Source organism: Carnobacterium alterfunditum DSM 5972, from assembly GCF_000744115.1.
GTDB classification, from domain to species: domain Bacteria; phylum Bacillota; class Bacilli; order Lactobacillales; family Carnobacteriaceae; genus Carnobacterium_B; species Carnobacterium_B alterfunditum.
In genome coordinates, this window is the sequence record NZ_JQLG01000004.1 from 1,438,511 (window position 1) to 1,456,118 (window position 17,608).

General features: G+C 36.6%; 16 protein-coding genes and 1 tRNA gene. All 17 read left to right on the plus strand.

Annotated features, from left to right (window positions below; translation table 11 throughout):
- Window positions 1–7 precede the first annotated feature (7 nt).
- Window positions 8–868: a prolipoprotein diacylglyceryl transferase gene (lgt, locus tag BR50_RS07220; protein WP_034547485.1), complete on the plus strand. Its 861-nt coding sequence runs from the start codon at window positions 8–10 to the stop codon at window positions 866–868.
- Between the two features lie 24 nt (window positions 869–892).
- Window positions 893–1,897: an NAD(P)H-dependent glycerol-3-phosphate dehydrogenase gene (locus BR50_RS07225; RefSeq protein ID WP_034547487.1), complete on the plus strand. Its 1,005-nt coding sequence runs from the start codon at window positions 893–895 to the stop codon at window positions 1,895–1,897.
- Between the two features lie 46 nt (window positions 1,898–1,943).
- The gene (gene galU, locus BR50_RS07230; protein WP_034547489.1) at window positions 1,944–2,825 is read left to right on the plus strand and encodes a UTP--glucose-1-phosphate uridylyltransferase GalU; all 882 of its coding nucleotides are present in this window, start codon (window positions 1,944–1,946) and stop codon (window positions 2,823–2,825) included.
- 136 nt (window positions 2,826–2,961) lie between these two features.
- Window positions 2,962–3,393, plus strand: a complete 432-nt coding sequence (locus BR50_RS07235) for a tetratricopeptide repeat protein (protein ID WP_034547491.1) — start codon at window positions 2,962–2,964, stop codon at window positions 3,391–3,393.
- Between the two features lie 104 nt (window positions 3,394–3,497).
- A complete protein-coding gene (trxB, locus tag BR50_RS07240) occupies window positions 3,498–4,463 on the plus strand; it encodes a thioredoxin-disulfide reductase (protein WP_034547493.1) in 966 nt (321 codons plus the stop codon).
- Window positions 4,464–4,728: 265 nt separating this feature from the next.
- Window positions 4,729–6,456 carry a phospho-sugar mutase gene (locus BR50_RS07245; protein WP_034547495.1) on the plus strand — a complete coding sequence of 576 codons (1,728 nt, stop codon included), beginning with the start codon at window positions 4,729–4,731 and terminating at the stop codon, window positions 6,454–6,456.
- 357 nt (window positions 6,457–6,813) lie between these two features.
- Window positions 6,814–7,701 carry an RNase adapter RapZ gene (rapZ, locus tag BR50_RS07250; RefSeq protein WP_034547497.1) on the plus strand — a complete coding sequence of 296 codons (888 nt, stop codon included), beginning with the start codon at window positions 6,814–6,816 and terminating at the stop codon, window positions 7,699–7,701.
- On the plus strand, window positions 7,698–8,711 hold the full coding sequence (locus tag BR50_RS07255) for a gluconeogenesis factor YvcK family protein (RefSeq protein WP_034547499.1): 1,014 nt from the start codon (window positions 7,698–7,700) through the stop codon (window positions 8,709–8,711). The genes rapZ and BR50_RS07255 overlap by 4 nt, the downstream gene beginning before the upstream one ends.
- A gap of 33 nt (window positions 8,712–8,744) precedes the next feature.
- Window positions 8,745–9,701 (plus strand): DNA-binding protein WhiA, encoded by a 957-nt coding sequence (gene whiA, locus BR50_RS07260; protein WP_034547501.1) that lies wholly within the window; start codon window positions 8,745–8,747, stop codon window positions 9,699–9,701.
- A gap of 186 nt (window positions 9,702–9,887) precedes the next feature.
- Window positions 9,888–9,959: transfer RNA gene (locus tag BR50_RS07265), tRNA-Arg, on the plus strand.
- A 163-nt stretch (window positions 9,960–10,122) separates the two neighbouring features.
- Window positions 10,123–10,719: an ATP-dependent Clp endopeptidase proteolytic subunit ClpP gene (gene clpP, locus BR50_RS07270; RefSeq protein ID WP_034547503.1), complete on the plus strand. Its 597-nt coding sequence runs from the start codon at window positions 10,123–10,125 to the stop codon at window positions 10,717–10,719.
- Between the two features lie 174 nt (window positions 10,720–10,893).
- Window positions 10,894–11,430 (plus strand): thioredoxin domain-containing protein, encoded by a 537-nt coding sequence (locus BR50_RS07275; protein WP_034547505.1) that lies wholly within the window; start codon window positions 10,894–10,896, stop codon window positions 11,428–11,430.
- A gap of 293 nt (window positions 11,431–11,723) precedes the next feature.
- Window positions 11,724–12,761 (plus strand): sugar-binding transcriptional regulator, encoded by a 1,038-nt coding sequence (locus BR50_RS07280; protein WP_034547506.1) that lies wholly within the window; start codon window positions 11,724–11,726, stop codon window positions 12,759–12,761.
- A 41-nt stretch (window positions 12,762–12,802) separates the two neighbouring features.
- The gene (gene gap / locus BR50_RS07285; protein ID WP_034547507.1) at window positions 12,803–13,807 is read left to right on the plus strand and encodes a type I glyceraldehyde-3-phosphate dehydrogenase; all 1,005 of its coding nucleotides are present in this window, start codon (window positions 12,803–12,805) and stop codon (window positions 13,805–13,807) included.
- A gap of 124 nt (window positions 13,808–13,931) precedes the next feature.
- Window positions 13,932–15,119 carry a phosphoglycerate kinase gene (locus BR50_RS07290; protein ID WP_034547509.1) on the plus strand — a complete coding sequence of 396 codons (1,188 nt, stop codon included), beginning with the start codon at window positions 13,932–13,934 and terminating at the stop codon, window positions 15,117–15,119.
- Window positions 15,120–15,150: 31 nt separating this feature from the next.
- A complete protein-coding gene (gene tpiA, locus BR50_RS07295; protein ID WP_034547511.1) occupies window positions 15,151–15,906 on the plus strand; it encodes a triose-phosphate isomerase in 756 nt (251 codons plus the stop codon).
- A complete protein-coding gene (gene gpmI / locus BR50_RS07300; RefSeq protein ID WP_034547513.1) occupies window positions 15,906–17,435 on the plus strand; it encodes a 2,3-bisphosphoglycerate-independent phosphoglycerate mutase in 1,530 nt (509 codons plus the stop codon). Before tpiA ends, gpmI begins: the two co-directional genes overlap by 1 nt.
- Window positions 17,436–17,608 lie beyond the last annotated feature (173 nt).

Below are 17,608 nucleotides of genomic sequence, written 5' to 3' on the forward strand. Positions count from 1 at the left end.
TTAAAAGATGAACAGTTTTTTAGGGATTATTGATCCGATAGCCTTTTCACTTGGACCTTTGGAAATTTATTGGTACGGAGTCATTATAGCTTTAAGTATATTTTCAGCTATTTTTCTAAGCACACGCGAAGCAGAAAAAAGAGGGATCGAAGGAGATCATGTCGTGGATATGGCTCTTTGGGCCTTGCCAATCGCTTTTATTGGAGCACGATTGTATTATGTGTTGTTTGAATTAGGTTATTATCTTGAAAATCCCGGCCAGATCTTGGCGATTTGGAACGGTGGTATAGCGATTTATGGCGGCTTGATTGCTGGCGGATTAACGGTGTACTGGTATACAAAAAAGAAAAGCATTCCAATATGGCTGATGCTAGATATTTTGGCGCCTAACGTTTTGCTTGCTCAAGCTATTGGCCGCTGGGGAAATTTTATGAACCAAGAAGCACATGGTGGAGAAATAACTAGATCATTTTTAGAAAAATTATTTTTACCTGAGTTTATTATCAATCAAATGGAAATCAACGGCGTTTACTATCACCCTACTTTTCTCTACGAATCATTATGGAGCTTAGCAGGCTTTATTTTGATTATTGTATTGCGCAATAAAAACCATTTACTGCGACAAGGTGAAGTTACATTGAGTTACGTACTGTGGTATTCATTTGGACGTTTCTTTATTGAAGGTCTTAGAACAGACAGTTTATGGATCTTCGATCTAATTCGTGTGTCTCAAGCCTTATCATTAGTCTTCTTTGTAGCAGCGATATATCTATGGATCCATAGAAGAGGAGATTATCCGCCGGTCCCGTATTACACAGATGGAATGAAGCAACAAAAAAAGAATAAGCTTTCAAAAAAAAGCAAGTAATTGAGGTAAAGGAGCCTAAATAAGATGTCAAAGAAGGTAGCTGTTTTAGGAGCAGGTTCTTGGGGAACGGCTTTAGCAATGGTGTTAGAAGAAAATGGAAATGATGTTTGCTTATGGAGCCATAAAGCGAAACAAGCAGATGAAATCAATTTTAAACACACTAACAAACTTTATTTGCCCTCTGCTGTTTTAGCAGCGAATATTAGAGCAACTTCTCATATTGAGGAAGCGATCAAGGATGCAGAGGTCATAGTTTTTGTGATCCCAACAAAAGCGATTCGTGAGGTGGCAAAAACCGTAGCGCCCCTTTTAACTAAGCCAACGGTCATTGTTCATGCAAGTAAAGGTTTGGAGCAAGAGAGTCATAAACGTATTTCAGAAATTTTAGAAGAAGAAATCCCGGAAAGTAAACGACAAGCAGTTGTAGCTTTATCCGGTCCTAGTCACGCTGAAGAAGTAGCAGTCAAGGATTTAACAACAATTACAGCAGCTTCAACAAATGAAAAGGCTGCTAAGGTAGTACAGGACTTATTCATGAATGATTACTTTAGGGTATATACAAATAACGATATTATTGGGGTTGAACTAGGTGCTGCTTTGAAAAACATCATTGCAGTAGGAGCTGGAGCATTGCAAGGATTAGGCTATGGCGATAATGCAAAAGCTGCTTTGATGACTAGAGGATTGGCTGAAATAAGCCGTTTAGGGGTCGCTTTTGGAGCAGATCCTATGACTTTTATAGGGTTAAGCGGTTTAGGAGACTTGATCGTTACTTGTACAAGTGTTCATTCTAGAAACTGGCGAGCTGGTCACATGTTAGGCAAAGGCAACAGTTTGAAGGAAGTTCTTGAAAGTATGGGGATGGTTGTAGAAGGAATTGCAACGACAAAAGCAGCCTATGAATTAGCCAAGCAAAAAGAAATTGAAATGCCAATTACTGCAGCAATTTACGAAGTATTGTATAATGGAGCTAACGTGGAAGACATCATCGTTTCTTTAATGAAACGGGATGGTAAATCGGAAGCATGAAAAGTTAAAGAATAAAATAATCTAATCAATTGGAGGTATACAACATATGCAAAAAGTACGTAAAGCGGTTATCCCGGCAGCAGGATTAGGAACAAGATTTTTACCAGCAACAAAAGCAATGGCTAAAGAAATGTTACCGATCGTAGATAAACCAACGATTCAATTTATCGTCGAAGAAGCAATCAATTCAGGGATTGAAGATATTTTGATTGTAACGGGAAAAAGTAAACGACCTATTGAAGATCACTTTGACTCTAATCCAGAACTGGAAGCTAATTTAAAATCTAAAGGTAAAATGGAACTATTAGAATTAGTTGAAGAAACAACGGGCTTGAATTTGTTTTTTGTCCGCCAATCGTATCCAAAAGGTTTGGGCGATGCTGTCTTGCAAGCTAAAGCATTTGTTGGAAATGAGCCATTCGTCGTTATGCTTGGAGATGACTTAATGGAAGACGAGGTCCCATTAACGAAACAATTGATCAATGGGTATGACAAAACGCATGCATCCAATATTGCAGTTATGAAAGTACCGCATGAAGAAACATCTAAATATGGGATCATTGATGTTGAAGGGCAAGTAGATGAAACAACGTATAATGTGCGTCGTTTTGTTGAAAAACCAAAACCGGAAGATGCGCCAAGTGATTTAGCGATTATTGGTCGTTATTTATTAACTCCTGAAATTTTTGATATTTTAGAAACACAAGAACCAGGAGCTGGAAATGAAATCCAATTAACAGATGCGATCGATACCTTAAATAAAACACAACGTGTATTTGCTCATGAGTTCAAAGGGATTCGTTACGATGTTGGAGATAAATTTGGGTTTTTAAAAACAAGTATTCAATATGGCTTAAAACATCCAGAAATTAAAGATTCGTTAAATGAATACATTATTGAATTAGGTAAAAAATTAGAAAAAGAATAAAATTAAATAGAACAGTATAAAAGATGAATGCAACATAGTTCATCTTTTTTTGTCCAATGGGATGAACAAGAATTGTTAAAAAAGTTGTCTATATGCTATAATGGAATGCAAATGTTACTTTAGAGGAGGGTTGCACATGACTGAAATAGAAAATCAAAAAGCGACGATCATAGAAGTAATTCCGACAAGTGAATTCTATTTTCAACGCGGAATAACCGCATTTCAAAAAAATGAAATGGATCGTGCAAAGAAATACTTCTTACGAGCGGTAACGTTATCTAAAAATGAAGAGGAAAGTATTTTTGCCTCTTGTCAGTTAGCTATCTGTTGTCAACATACCGGCGATTATAATGAATCAATTGAAATTTTAGATGAATTAATTGAAAAAAACGGCGATATTTTTGCGGAGGCTTATTATTTTCAAGCAAATAATTATGCCTTTAAAGATGATTTAGAACAGTCATTGATATTGGTAGAACAGTATCTTGCACTTGATCCAGAGGGTGATTTTGTTGAAGAAGCATCAGAGCTGCAAGAAACACTCAAAATGGAATTGAATGAAATTTAATGGACTGATCTAATTACTTTTAATTTGTAAGTGAAAAGGATGGCAGTTTTGTTCTAAAAGGTGTACACTGATTGAAATGATTAAGGAAAAAGAGGGATCTTATTATGGAAACAGAAGAAAAAATCTATGATGTAGTCGTGATTGGAAGCGGCCCAGCTGGAATGACAGCTGCTCTATATGCTTCAAGATCTAATTTATCAACGCTTATGTTGGAACGCGGATTACCTGGTGGACAAATGAACAATACGGCAGAAATAGAAAATTATCCTGGATTCAATAGTATTTTAGGACCAGAATTATCTGAAAAAATGTTCGAGGGTTCAAAACAATTTGGAACAGAATATGCTTATGCAGATGTTCAAGAAATCCAACAAGGGATAGAATACAAAACTATTATTGCTGGAAAAAAAACCTTTAAAACACGTTCAATTGTTATAGCAACGGGTGCAGAATATCGTAAATTAGGTATCAGTGGCGAGAATGAGTACAATGGCCGTGGAGTGTCTTATTGTGCCGTTTGTGATGGAGCTTTCTTCCGTAACAAAGAATTAGTAGTCATTGGCGGAGGAGACTCTGCTGTTCAAGAAGGAACGTATTTAACTCAATTTGCAAAAAAAGTAACGATCGTTCACCGTCGTGATGAGTTAAGAGCCCAAAAAATTCTGCAAGACAGGGCATTTAAAAACGAAAAAATTGATTTTATCTGGGATTCTATTGTAGAAAGTATTTATGGTGATGACAATAAAGTAACGGGTGTCAAAATTAGAAATGTTCATACAAATGAAGTGCAAGAATTTGCTGCAGATGGCGCATTTGTTTATGTTGGTATTCTGCCAAATACGGATAAATTCAGAGACTTAGGAATCACAGACGAAGAAGGTTGGATTCCAACAAATGAAACGATGGAATCTTTACAAACTGGGATTTTTGCAGTAGGAGATGTCCGTTTAACACCTTTACGTCAGGTTGCAACAGCGGTTGGCGATGGCAGCTTGGCCGGTAATGCCGTTTTTCATTATGTTGAAAAATTGAAAGAAAGTTTAGAAGGAAAAGTAATCAATCAAAAATAAAAAGCAAGTAGAGTTCACGGTCAATAAAAGTGAATAAGTTTCAAAAAAAGAAATAAGAGAAATCTTATTTCTTTTTTTGATTAGAAATAAAGGACAAAAATGTCTTTTTTTCTACCGAAATCATTCCATAGCAAACTAAGAAAATAATTGAAGAATCAATTAGATTGAAATGTGTGTAAGCAAGAAGAAGAAGTGGTATACTTACATGGTAAGCGTTAACGAAAAGCAAAAAATACACTACTAATTGAGTAAAGGGTGAATTAAAATGAGCTGGAGAGAGACTTATCAACTTTGGGAAAATTTTAACGACTTAGAAACCGAATTAAAAAATGAATTAAAATCTTTAAAGGATGATTCGGATACATTAGAAGATGCATTCTATGCTCCTCTAGAATTTGGAACTGCGGGAATGCGCGGTATTATTGGTGCCGGTGTCAACCGTATGAATGCTTATACTGTTAGACAAGCAACGGAAGGATTGGCTCTTTTCATGGATAGCCTCGGAGAAGAAACAAAAAAACGCGGAGTTGCCATCGCGTATGATTCAAGACATAAATCACCAGAATTTGCTATAGAAGCTGCAAAGACACTGGGAGCACATGGAATCCCAGCTTTTGTTTTTGAGAGTCTTCGACCAACACCAGAACTATCCTTTGCTGTTCGTCATCTAAATGCATTTGCAGGTATCATGGTTACAGCAAGTCACAACCCAGCAGAATATAATGGGTATAAAGTGTACGGAGAAGATGGTGGTCAGATGCCTCCTAAAGAAGCGGATGCTTTAACAGCATATGTTCGCAGCGTCAAAAATATGCTTGAAATCAAAGTATTATCGAGAGAAGATCTTGAAGCTCAAGGATTGCTTACGATTATTGGTGAAGAGGTAGATAGCGAGTACTTAGAAAATATAAAAAGTGTTACCGTTAATCCAGAACTAGTGAAAGAAATGAGCAAAGAGATGAAATTAGTCTATACGCCGCTTCATGGAACTGGAAAAATGATAGGCGAAAGAGCTTTGAAAAATGCCGGTTTTGAATCTATATATCTTGTTCCAGAACAAGCTGAAGCAGACCCTGATTTTCCAACTGTTAAATCGCCTAATCCTGAGGAACCAGGTGCATTTGAATACGCGATTAAATTAGGTAAAGAAATAGACGCTGACGTATTAGTGGCGACAGACCCAGATGCTGATCGTTTGGGGATAGCAGTTAAGACATCTGAAGGCCATTACGAAGTATTGACCGGAAATCAGATTGCGAGCTTGATGTTGCATTATTTATTGACTGCACATAAAGAGGCTGGAACATTACCGGGAAATGGTGTCGTACTTAAATCAATCGTTTCAAGTGAATTGCCTACACAAATTGCCGAAAGTTTTAATGTTCAAATGGTAGATGTGTTAACAGGTTTTAAATTTATTGCTGAAAAAATCAAGCAATATGAATCGGATGGAAGCAAAACCTTTTTATTCGGTTTTGAAGAAAGCTACGGTTACCTTGTATCACCATTTGTACGTGATAAAGACGCCATTCAAGCTCTTGTATTGATTGCAGAAGTGGCTGCTTATTACAAAAAAAGCGGAGATACGTTATATGACGGATTAAAAAGAATTCTTTATGATTATGGCTACTTTAAAGAAAAAACGATTTCAATCAGCATGCAAGGAATCACCGGAGCTGAAAAAATAAAAGCACTAATGGTAAAATTCCGTGAAGAATCACCAAAAGAATTTGCAGGCATTGCGGTAGAATGTGTAGAAGATTTTTCAATCGGCAAACGCACGCTGCAAGATGGCACGATAGAAGAAATCGATTTACCTGCAGCAGATGTGTTGAAATACAAATTGGTAGATAACAGTTGGATCGCTGTTCGACCTTCTGGAACTGAACCAAAAATCAAATTTTATATTGGGGCATTTGATGACTCAGGTGTCGAAATTGAACGTAAAGTTGTTCTGCTAGAAGAAAGTATTAATTCATTCGTAAACGAATAAAAGGGCTAAGGTGATTCTAGATAAAATCAACGTGGCTAGGACATAAATAGTTAAGAATAAAGAATCTGTTTATCAGGAAACTGATGAACAGATCCTTTTTTTGTTATATATCGATTGTTTGAAAAATGGTTTCTATGTCAAATGGTGTGGACATCTTATAAAGAAATTTCTTCTGGAATAACGGATCTGCTTGTGTAGAGACAGGGATAAGAAATGTATGAGAGCCATCTTATTGAGTAAACGATTAGCGAAGGACGAAGATTTATTGAAAAGGTCAAGATGACTATACATGGAACACCCGGAGTGTTATAATTAGTAGGATGGAATAAAAAGTACCAAAAGAAAGAGGCGAATAAGATGGTAGATAGTCTACAATTAGTCATTCTTACTGGAATGAGTGGAGCAGGCAAAACAGTAGCAATGCAAAGTTTTGAGGACATGGGTTATTTTTGTGTGGATAACATGCCACCAAGCTTATTACCGAAATTTTGGGAACTAGTTAAAGAATCAGGGAAATTAACAAAAATTGCTTTAGTGATCGATTTACGTTCGAGAGCTTTTTTTGAAGAAATTGTAAAAGCTTTAGAATCAATGGATAATACATCTCTTGTCACGACAAAAATCGTTTTTTTAGATGCTAGTGATGAGGAATTGGTGTCTCGTTATAAAGAAACCCGTCGAACACACCCATTAGCAATGAGTGGGCGCGTTATCGTAGGCATAAAAAAAGAGCGAGAATTATTAGAAGAAATAAAAGGTCGGGCGCAAATTGTTATCGATACTTCGAAATTAACACCGCGTCAATTAAGAGAAAAAATCAATAGTGATTTTAAAACGGCTGATACCGAGTTATTTAGAATTGAAATGGTCTCATTTGGATTTAAATATGGATTACCTATTGATGCAGATGTCGTTATGGATGTTCGCTTTTTACCTAACCCTCATTACATCGATAATTTGAGACCGTTGACCGGGGTGGATAAGCCTGTATATGACTACGTGATGAAACAGCCAGAAACGGAAATGTTTTACCGTAAATTCACAGATTTATTGGAGTATATTTTACCAGGCTACAAAAAAGAAGGTAAAAATAATGTAACGATCGCCATTGGCTGTACAGGTGGGAGACACCGTTCAGTAGCTTTAGTAGAACGCATTGCACAAAAAATTAAAATTGATGGCTATCCAGTTCATATTACTCATCGAGATAAAGGAAAGGTTAAAGAATCGGTGAATCGTTCATGATACAAGAAAGAAAAAAAAACAGGCCTAAAATAGTTGTCATTGGCGGAGGTACTGGGTTACCTGTTATTCTGAAGGGCCTTAAATCAAAGCAAGCAGATCTAACGGCGGTTGTAACAGTAGCGGATGATGGAGGAAGCAGCGGAACACTGAGGAATTATGCCAACATTGTTCCGCCAGGAGATATTCGCAATGTTTTAATTTCACTCTCCAATATTCCAATATCACAAAAAGATATTTTTCAGTATCGATTTGATACGCATGATAATTTTTTAGCTGGACATTCAATAGGGAATTTAATTATTGCTGCAATGTCCGAAATGAGAGGAAGTATTTTTGAAGCAATCCAATTGTTGTCTAAAATGATGATGGTAGATGGCCATGTTTATCCAGCGGCAGAAGAAGCTTTGATTTTGCATGCTATTTTTGAAGATGGATCTAAAATAGCAGGAGAATCTAAAATTGCAATCGAAAGAAAAAAAATAGAACGAGTGTATATAACGACAGCAGAAGATGACCACGCAGCCAAAGCTTCTAGAAAAGTGATCGCTGCTATTCATGATGCAGATATGGTTGTATTAGGTCCGGGAAGCTTATTTACGAGTATCTTACCTAATTTAATGATTGAAGATTTAGGGAAAGCAGTCACAGAAACAAAAGCAAAAGTAGTCTACATTTGTAACATAATGACTCAATTAGGTGAAACAGAGAATTTTACTGATGCAGATCATGTCAGCGTATTGCATAAGCACTTGGGTGAAAAATTTATTGATACAGTTTTGGTCAATATCGGTGAAGTACCAGAAAATTATATCGATGCTGAACGCTACAATGAATATTTAGTACAAGTAACACATGATTTTAAAAAACTTGCTGAGGAAGTTCCTTCTATTATATCGGATGATTTTCTTGAATTAAGAGATCAAGGAGTTTTCCACAATAGGGAAAAAGTTGTGGATGAATTATTTAAAATAGCTTTCGATAATAGACGCTTAGAAAGAAAAAATAGTTAGTAAATCAATTCAAAAAAGAAAGGAGGCTATTATATGTCTTATGCTTCAGAGGTGAAGAAAGAATTAACGCAATTAGAAGTTCACAGAGAGCATGCTAAAGCTGAATTAGCTGCGTTGATTCGTATGAATGGAACAGTTGGTTTGGTCGACAAAAAATTTATTTTAAATATTCAAACTGAGAATGCAGCAATTGCACGTAGAATTTATGTTTTATTAAAAGATCATTTTGATGTTGAAAGTGAACTGTTGGTTCGCCGGAAGATGAAATTAAAAAAAAATAATGTTTATGTCGTACGATTAAAACATGGAACTCAAGAAGTTCTTTCAGATTTATCAATTATGGAGGGAATGTTTTTGCATAGCCATGTTTCAGATGAAGTGATAGGCAATACACAAAAAGTCAAATCTTATCTACGCGGCGCATTTTTAGCGGGAGGATCGGTCAATAATCCAGAAACGAGTCGTTACCATCTTGAAATCTACTCAAGTTACGAGGAACATAATGATGATATCTGTCAAATGATGAATCAATTTAATATGAATGCTCGCACATTAGAAAGACGTAATGGATACATCACCTATTTGAAAGAAGCAGAAAAGATTGCCGATTTTTTAGCCTTGATTGGGGCAACTAGTGGTATGCTTAAATTTGAAGATGTTCGTATTATCAGAGATATGAGAAATTCGGTCAATCGTTTAGTTAACTGCGAAAATGCTAATTTAAATAAGACGATCGATGCTGCAGGTAAACAAATCGAAAGCATCAAGTTTATTGATGCTAGAATTGGATTAGATAAGATTCCAGTAAAATTAAGAGAAATCGCGCTTGTTCGTTTAGAAAATCCAGAAGTAACTTTAAAAGAATTAGGAGAAATGATCCCGAGCGGAACGATCAGCAAGTCTGGGATCAATCATCGATTACGCAAGTTAAACGAAATGGCAGAAAAATTAAGATCTAAAGACCTCGCGAAAATTGACAAAAGGAACTGAAAAAATTAAAACAAATGAATCTATTCAGTAAAGCAAAAAAATCTCTTTACGAGAAAATTCATGCGTCGTTAGTCTGGAAGTTCTGCTTGTCTTTTTATTATAACTGGGCTACACTATAATAGTTGGTATTTTGCTAACATCAGAGAATAATGGACCCTTCATTAGGTTAGCATTATTGTAGTAGTAGTCCCCTTAGTGTAATGGATATCACGTAAGATTCCGATTCTTAAAATGGGGGTTCGATTCCCTCAGGGGGCATTTTTGTGATTAGAGCAAAACTTCTAATCACTTTTTTTTATCAAAAAAATAACGAACAAAAAAATTGACCTTCATTGACCAATGGAGTAGAATACAGTTAGTAATGTATTGAGTCGATGTTTAGTCACTTAAAAGTAGTAAACAATTGAGGAGGAATCAAATTATGAACTTAGTCCCTACAGTAATCGAACAGTCATCAAGAGGTGAACGTGCCTATGATATTTATTCTCGTCTTTTAAAAGACCGTATTATTATGTTAAGTGGTCCAGTAGATGATGATCTTGCAAATGCTGTAATCGCTCAGCTGTTATTTTTAGATGCACAAGATTCTGAAAAAGATATTTATATTTACATCAATTCACCAGGAGGCAGTGTAACTGCTGGATTAGCAATTTTCGATACAATGAACTTTATCAAAGCAGATGTCCAAACGATAGCAATGGGTATGGCTGCGTCAATGGGAAGTTTCTTATTAACAGCTGGTACAAAAGGTAAACGTTATGCTTTGCCAAATGCTGAAATCATGATCCATCAACCATCAGGCGGATCACAAGGACAAGCAACAGAAATTGAAATTGCTGCCCGTCATATTTTGAAGACACGTGAACGTTTGAATAAAATTTTATCAGAACGTACAGGACAACCAATTGAAGTTATCCAAAGCGATACAGATAGAGACAATTATATGTCTGCAGAAGATGCAAAAGCATATGGTTTGATTGACGAAATTATGGAAAATAGTGCTGCTTTAAGCAAATAAGCAGAAACAATCTATGTGAGTAAACTAATTGAAGAATAAAATAAAAAAAGATTGGAGCAACGCTCCAATCTTTTTTTATTGATAGCCTTTTTAAAAAGAATAAGCCAAATCCTTTTAATTGACTTACTATAATCTGTATAATGAAAATAATTAGCGAATAAGGGAGGACTTTTAATGGATGTCAGCAATATAAAATCGGACAAGGTCAATACAACCACTGGAATTAAGGTTGGAAGTGAAAGTGCTCCAGTTAAAGTAATCGAATTTATTAACTTGGCATGCCCGTATTGTAAAATATGGTATGAGGATTCAAAAGATCTATTAACTGAGTATGTCTTTGCAGGTAAAGTACAGCGAATAATCAAACATTTTGATAAAGAAACAGCGGGGTTGAGAAAAGGAAATGTTCTGCATCAATATTTAGACTACTCTGATCCTGAGAAGGCACTTGAAGAAATAGATTTCTTTTTTGCTCACCAAAAAGAGTGGGGAAGATTAACGAATTCTGATGAGATCGCAGCATATGCAGTCGAAAAAAGAAACTTAACGCTTCAATCAAATGGAACTAAGGTTAAAGAAATCGTACAAGAAGCAAACGGAGCAGAGATTGTATTGGTTCCTACAGTTTTTATTGAAGAAGATATTTTTGATGAGAATATCAAACAACAAGAACTTAAAGGCTTGATCAAAGCGCGTATTGAACAAGTGTAGAAGTTGAGAGCAGTATTTTTTTGTGAAAAAGACATAATTCATTCAAACTTTCTTTGTGTAATTTAATGAAAAACTTAGAAACATAATAGTTGAAAGATAATCGGATAACTGTTACAATAATTGATGTGAGAGATGGTAATAGTGCTTTTCAGTACTATTGATTAATGATAATAAAACAGAACCAGGAAACTGATAGTTTAATTTTCATTTTGATTCTCTTGTTTTTTTAAGTAACAAGGGTCGCCAAACGACTAACGCGGTCACAAAGCGTCCAACGTAGAAAGAGGTCGCTCATGCAAAGCGTAGTATCCGTTATTGAAGAAGTCATTCCAGACATCATGTATACACTTCAGAATCGTTACCATATTTTGCGCAATGTTTTTTTATTAGGTCCGGTGGGCAGAAGAGTTTTAGCTGATCGTATGGGAATCACAGAACGTGTTTTACGTACAGAATCAGAAGGCCTTAAGAAGCAAGAGCTAATAAAAACTTCAAAAATGGGAATGGAATTAACTGAAAAAGGCGAAACCGTTTACCACCAATTAGACCAATTAATGGGTCAATTATTGGGAATGAGAGAGAAAGAAAAACAACTTGCCTCTTATTTGGAAATAGAACAATGTGTGATAATTTCCGGTGATATAGACGATCAGCCCAAATTACGTGAGGAAATAGGCCGTGCTGCAATGGAAGCTTTGAACTTTTTGCTTCCGGAAGGCGATAATATTATTGCTGTAATGGGCGGTACAACTATGGCAGAAGTGGCAAATCAAATGAATGAAACTCTTTCTCGAAAAAGAAAGCTGCTATTTGTTCCAGCTCGAGGCGGCTTAGGAGAATCACTTAATATACAAGCGAATTCGATCACTTCTTTGATGGCACAAAGGACAGGCGGCGAAAACCGTGTTCTGTATGTTCCGGAACAAGTAAGTGAAGAAACATATAAACCGCTCTTGCAAGAACCTGGAATCAAAAAAACGCTTAAGTTAGTAAATGATGCGAATTGTGTTTTGTTTGGTATCGGTGATGCAAAGCTTATGGCGGAACGCAGAGGAATGAATGAAGATGTTCTAGCTCTGATTAAAAATAAAGCGGCAGTTGGAGAAGCGTTTGGAGAATTTTACGATCAGTCTGGTGAAGTGGTATATAAAATACCCCGAATTGGAATGCAGTCAAAAAACCTGGCAAACATTGCTAGTGTGATTGCTGTAGCTGGTGGAAAATCCAAAGCTAAAGCAATTGAAGCTTACATGAAAAAAGCACCCGGTCATACGTGGTTGATCACAGATGAAGGTGCTGCTAATGAGATTTTAACAGGGATAACCCTTTAAAATAAATTTATTGTATGATTCCTAAAGGAGGAAATATATTTATGACAGTTAAAGTAGGTATTAATGGTTTCGGACGTATTGGACGTCTTGCATTCCGTCGTATTCAAGAATTAGAAGGTATCGAAGTGATTGCGGTTAACGACTTAACAGAACCAAACATGTTAGCTCATTTACTAAAATATGATACAACACAAGGCCGTTTCAATGGTGAAGTTGAAGTTAAAGAAGGCGGATTTACAGTTAATGGTAAAGACGTTAAAGTTTTAAGCAACCGTAACCCACAAGAACTTCCATGGGGAGAACTTGGAGTTGACATCGTATTAGAATGTACTGGTTTCTTCACTACTCAAGAAGCTGCTGAATTACACATCAAAGCAGGAGCTAAAAAAGTTGTTATCTCTGCACCAGCAACTGGTGACATGAAAACAATCGTTTACAATGTAAACCATGAAACTCTTGATGGTTCTGAAACAGTTATCTCTGGTGCTTCATGTACTACTAACTGTTTAGCTCCTATGGCTAAAGTATTGAATGACAAATTCGGTATTGAATTAGGCTTAATGACAACAATCCACGCTTACACAGGTGACCAAAACACATTAGATGCTCCGCATCCAAAAGGCGATTTCCGTCGTGCCCGTGCTGCAGCAGCTAACATCATTCCTAACACAACTGGTGCTGCAAAAGCAATTGGCCTAGTATTACCAGAATTAAAAGGAATATTAGATGGAGCTGCACAACGTGTGCCAGTTGCTGCTGGTTCATTAACTGAATTACAAACTGTATTAAAAACGAAAGTAACTGCTGAAGAAATCAATGCAGCAATGAAATCAGCTTCTGACGAATCTTACGGATATACTGAAGATCCAATCGTTTCTTCTGATATCTTAGGTATGTCATTTGGTTCATTATACGATGCAACTCAAACAAAAGTTATCACTGTTGGTGACAAACAACTTGTTAAAACTGTTGCTTGGTATGACAACGAAATGTCATATACTTCACAATTAATTCGTACTCTAGAATACTTTGCTAAATTAGGTTAATCTTTAACGAGAGACTTAAATTAGGATAGAAATAGTAAAAAGCGGGGAGGCAACGCGCTTCCTCGCTTTTATTTTTTCAAAAATCAATATTTACAGATAATTGCTCTTCAGAGGAGGAACCTTCATGGTGAAAAAAGTTGTAACTGATTTAGATTTAAAAGGTAAAAAAGTTTTGGTTCGTGCGGACTTTAATGTGCCAATGAAAGACGGCGTTATTACTAATGACAACCGTATTCAAGCAGCATTACCAACTATCCAATATGTGATCGAACAAGGTGGAAAAGTTATTTTGTTCTCTCACTTAGGTAAAGTGAAAACAGAAGAAGACAAAGCTGGCAAAAGTTTACGTCCTATCGCTGAACGTTTAGGCGAATTATTGAAAAAAGACGTTACATTTGTACCTGAAACACGCGGTGAAAAATTAGAAAATGCTATCGACCAATTAAATGCTGGCGATGTATTAGTATTTGAAAACACACGTTTTGAAGATGTTGATGGTAAAAAAGAAAGCAAAAATGATCCTGAACTTGGCAAATACTGGGCAAGCTTAGGCGACGTTTTTGTCAATGATGCATTTGGTACGGCTCATCGTGCACATGCTTCTAACGTAGGAGTGGCTTCAAATCTTGAAACAGCTGCTGGTTTCTTAATGGATAAAGAAATTAAATTTATCGGTGGCGCAGTTGACGAACCTAAACGTCCGTTTGTGGCTATCTTAGGTGGCGCAAAAGTCAGCGATAAAATTGGTGTTATTGAAAATCTATTAAGCAAAGCGGATAAAGTTCTTATCGGCGGCGGAATGACTTACACTTTTTATGCTGCAAAAGGCATTGAAATCGGTAAATCATTAGTCGAAGAAGATAAAATTGAATTAGCTAAAAGCTTGATCGAAAAAGGCGGAGATAAATTGATCTTGCCAATCGATTCAATTACATCTCCAGAATTCAGTAATGATACACCAACTGAAATTCATGAAGGTGCTGTACCGGCTGATCAAATGGGACTTGATATTGGACCAAAAACAACTGCACTATTCACTAAAGAATTACAAGGTGCTAAAACAGTTGTATGGAATGGACCAATGGGCGTATTTGAAATGTCTAACTTTGCTGAAGGAACAATTGGTGTTTGCGAAGCAATTGCTAACTTAACTGAAGCAACTACCATTATTGGTGGAGGAGACTCTGCAGCAGCAGCAATGGAATTAGGTTTTGCAGAACAATTCACTCACATCTCTACAGGTGGCGGAGCATCATTAGAATACCTTGAAGGCAAAGAACTTCCAGGTGTATCATCTATTTCAAACAAATAATTCATTTCAATTAGAGAAAGGAAGTTATGTTATGCGTAAACCAATTATTGCAGGTAACTGGAAAATGAACAAAACAGCTGCTGAGGCTGCTGAATTTGTTGAGGCTGTTAAAACAAAAATCCCTTCTTCTGAACAAGTAGATTCAGTTGTTGGAGCTCCTACTTTATTTTTACAATCTTTAGTTAAAGCTTCAGAAGGAACAGAATTAAGAATTGCTGCTCAAAACAGTTATTTTGAAGGAGCTGGAGCATTCACAGGCGAAACTAGCCCTGTAGCTTTAGGAGATCTAGGAGTAGACTACGTTATCATCGGTCATTCTGAACGTCGTGAAATCTTCCATGAAACTGATGAAGAAATCAATAAAAAAGCACATGCTGTTTTTAAAAATGGTATGATTCCAATCATTTGCTGTGGTGAAACGTTAGAACAACGCGAAGCTGGAGAAACAAATGAATGGGTTAGTGGTCAAGTTAAAGCAGCAATCGCTGGCTTAACAAAAGGTCAAGTAGCCGCATCTGTTATTGCTTACGAACCTATCTGGGCAATTGGAACTGGTAAATCATCAACTTCCAAAGATGCAAACGACACGTGTGCCGTTATTCGTCAAACAATTGCAAAAGCAGTTTCTCAAGATGTTGCTGATGCTGTACGTATTCAATACGGCGGCAGTGTAAAACCTGGGAATATTGCTGAATACATGGCTGAGTCAGATATTGATGGAGCTTTAGTAGGAGGAGCAAGCTTAGAAGCAGAATCGTTCTTAGCACTATTGGAGGCTGTTAAATAATGACAAAATCACCAGTAGCCATCATCATTCTTGATGGATTAGGATGTCGTAGTGAAGTCATGGGTAACGCAGTAGCCCAAGCTAAAAAACCAAATCTTGATCATCTTTTAGAAAAATACCCTCATGGTACATTAAAAGCGTCTGGTTTAGATGTAGGTCTTCCAGAAGGACAAATGGGGAATTCTGAAGTAGGACATACAAATATTGGAGCTGGACGAATTGTCTACCAAAGCTTAACACGCATTGATAAAGCAATTATGGACGGCGATTTCCAAACAAATCCTGTTTTAAGCGGTGCAATGGAAAGTACGATCAAACAGCAATCTAATTTGCATTTGTTCGGACTTTTATCAGATGGTGGAGTGCATAGCCATATCAATCATTTGATTTCATTGATCAAAACAGCTAAAGAAAAAGGTGTGCCAAATATCTATGTACATGCTTTCTTAGATGGCCGTGATGTTGCACCTGACTCTGGTATCAACTATGTTAAACAGTTAGAAGAAGCTATCATGGAAATTGGAGCAGGCGAAATTGCGACTGTTTCTGGCCGTTTCTATGCCATGGACCGCGATAAACGTTGGGAACGTGTAGAAAAAGCTTACAATGCTATAGCTCATGGTGAAGGCGTTAAGGCTTCTAATGCATTAGAAGCTGTACAAGCAAGCTACGACAAAGAAAAATTTGACGAGTTTGTTATGCCGACCGTTATTGAAAAAGACGGAAAACCAGTTGCAACTTTACAAGATAATGATTCAATCATTTTCTTTAACTTCCGTCCTGACCGTGCGATCCAATTGTCAAATGCTATAACAGATGATGAATGGGAATTCTTTGATCGTGGACAAAGAGCACAAAATCTTAAACTTGTTACAATGACCATGTATAATCCTAGTATCAAAGCTGAAATAGCTTTCCCACCAATTGCTTTAAAAAATGTTGTCGGGGAAGTTCTTTCAAATAAAGGACTCACTCAATTACGTATTGCGGAAACTGAAAAGTATCCACACGTTACATTCTTTATGAATGGCGGACGTAATGAAGAGTTTCCAGGCGAAAATCGTATCTTGATTCCATCTCCAAAAGTGGAAACATATGATTTAAAACCTGAAATGAGTATTTATGAAGTTACAGATGCATTAGTGGCAGATATTGAAGCCGACAAACACGACGCAATCATCTTAAACTTTGCAAACCCAGATATGGTTGGACATTCAGGCATGCTTGAACCAACGATCAAAGCGGTCGAAGCTGTTGATGAAAACCTAGGTCGTGTGGTAGATGCAATCACTGCTAAAGGCGGACATGCAATTATCTTTGCTGACCACGGTAATGCAGAAACAATGCTTACACCTGAAGGCAAACCGCATACTGCACACACTACCGTACCAGTCCCTGTAATTGTAACTAAAGAAGGCGCAACATTACGCGAAGGCGGTCGCTTAGCTGATATCGCACCAACAATGTTAGATCTATTAAATATTGAAAAACCAGTTGAAATGACTGGTGTATCGTTGATTCAAAAATAAAATCAAATCAAATCAATAGAACGTCACATTGAAAGACAACCCATGTAAAAGCTGCAGACTTTGCATGAATTCTTTTAATAAAATAATTTTAAAAATAAATAGTCAAATAAAACTTAAATTGTTTGCATTTGACAGCTAAACTCATTAAAATAAGGCCATGGGCAAAGCCCTGG

What these genes read in the sequence shown, in the direction of transcription:
- lgt (WP_034547485.1), top strand. Translation starts at nt 8, where the DNA reads ATGAACAGTTTTTTAGGGATTATTGATCCGATAGCCTTTTCACTTGGA.
- BR50_RS07225 (WP_034547487.1), top strand. Translation starts at nt 893, where the DNA reads ATGTCAAAGAAGGTAGCTGTTTTAGGAGCAGGTTCTTGGGGAACGGCT.
- galU (WP_034547489.1), top strand. Translation starts at nt 1,944, where the DNA reads ATGCAAAAAGTACGTAAAGCGGTTATCCCGGCAGCAGGATTAGGAACA.
- BR50_RS07235 (WP_034547491.1), top strand. Translation starts at nt 2,962, where the DNA reads ATGACTGAAATAGAAAATCAAAAAGCGACGATCATAGAAGTAATTCCG.
- trxB (WP_034547493.1), top strand. Translation starts at nt 3,498, where the DNA reads ATGGAAACAGAAGAAAAAATCTATGATGTAGTCGTGATTGGAAGCGGC.
- BR50_RS07245 (WP_034547495.1), top strand. Translation starts at nt 4,729, where the DNA reads ATGAGCTGGAGAGAGACTTATCAACTTTGGGAAAATTTTAACGACTTA.
- rapZ (WP_034547497.1), top strand. Translation starts at nt 6,814, where the DNA reads ATGGTAGATAGTCTACAATTAGTCATTCTTACTGGAATGAGTGGAGCA.
- BR50_RS07255 (WP_034547499.1), top strand. Translation starts at nt 7,698, where the DNA reads ATGATACAAGAAAGAAAAAAAAACAGGCCTAAAATAGTTGTCATTGGC.
- whiA (WP_034547501.1), top strand. Translation starts at nt 8,745, where the DNA reads ATGTCTTATGCTTCAGAGGTGAAGAAAGAATTAACGCAATTAGAAGTT.
- clpP (WP_034547503.1), top strand. Translation starts at nt 10,123, where the DNA reads ATGAACTTAGTCCCTACAGTAATCGAACAGTCATCAAGAGGTGAACGT.
- BR50_RS07275 (WP_034547505.1), top strand. Translation starts at nt 10,894, where the DNA reads ATGGATGTCAGCAATATAAAATCGGACAAGGTCAATACAACCACTGGA.
- BR50_RS07280 (WP_034547506.1), top strand. Translation starts at nt 11,724, where the DNA reads ATGCAAAGCGTAGTATCCGTTATTGAAGAAGTCATTCCAGACATCATG.
- gap (WP_034547507.1), top strand. Translation starts at nt 12,803, where the DNA reads ATGACAGTTAAAGTAGGTATTAATGGTTTCGGACGTATTGGACGTCTT.
- BR50_RS07290 (WP_034547509.1), top strand. Translation starts at nt 13,932, where the DNA reads ATGGTGAAAAAAGTTGTAACTGATTTAGATTTAAAAGGTAAAAAAGTT.
- tpiA (WP_034547511.1), top strand. Translation starts at nt 15,151, where the DNA reads ATGCGTAAACCAATTATTGCAGGTAACTGGAAAATGAACAAAACAGCT.
- gpmI (WP_034547513.1), top strand. Translation starts at nt 15,906, where the DNA reads ATGACAAAATCACCAGTAGCCATCATCATTCTTGATGGATTAGGATGT.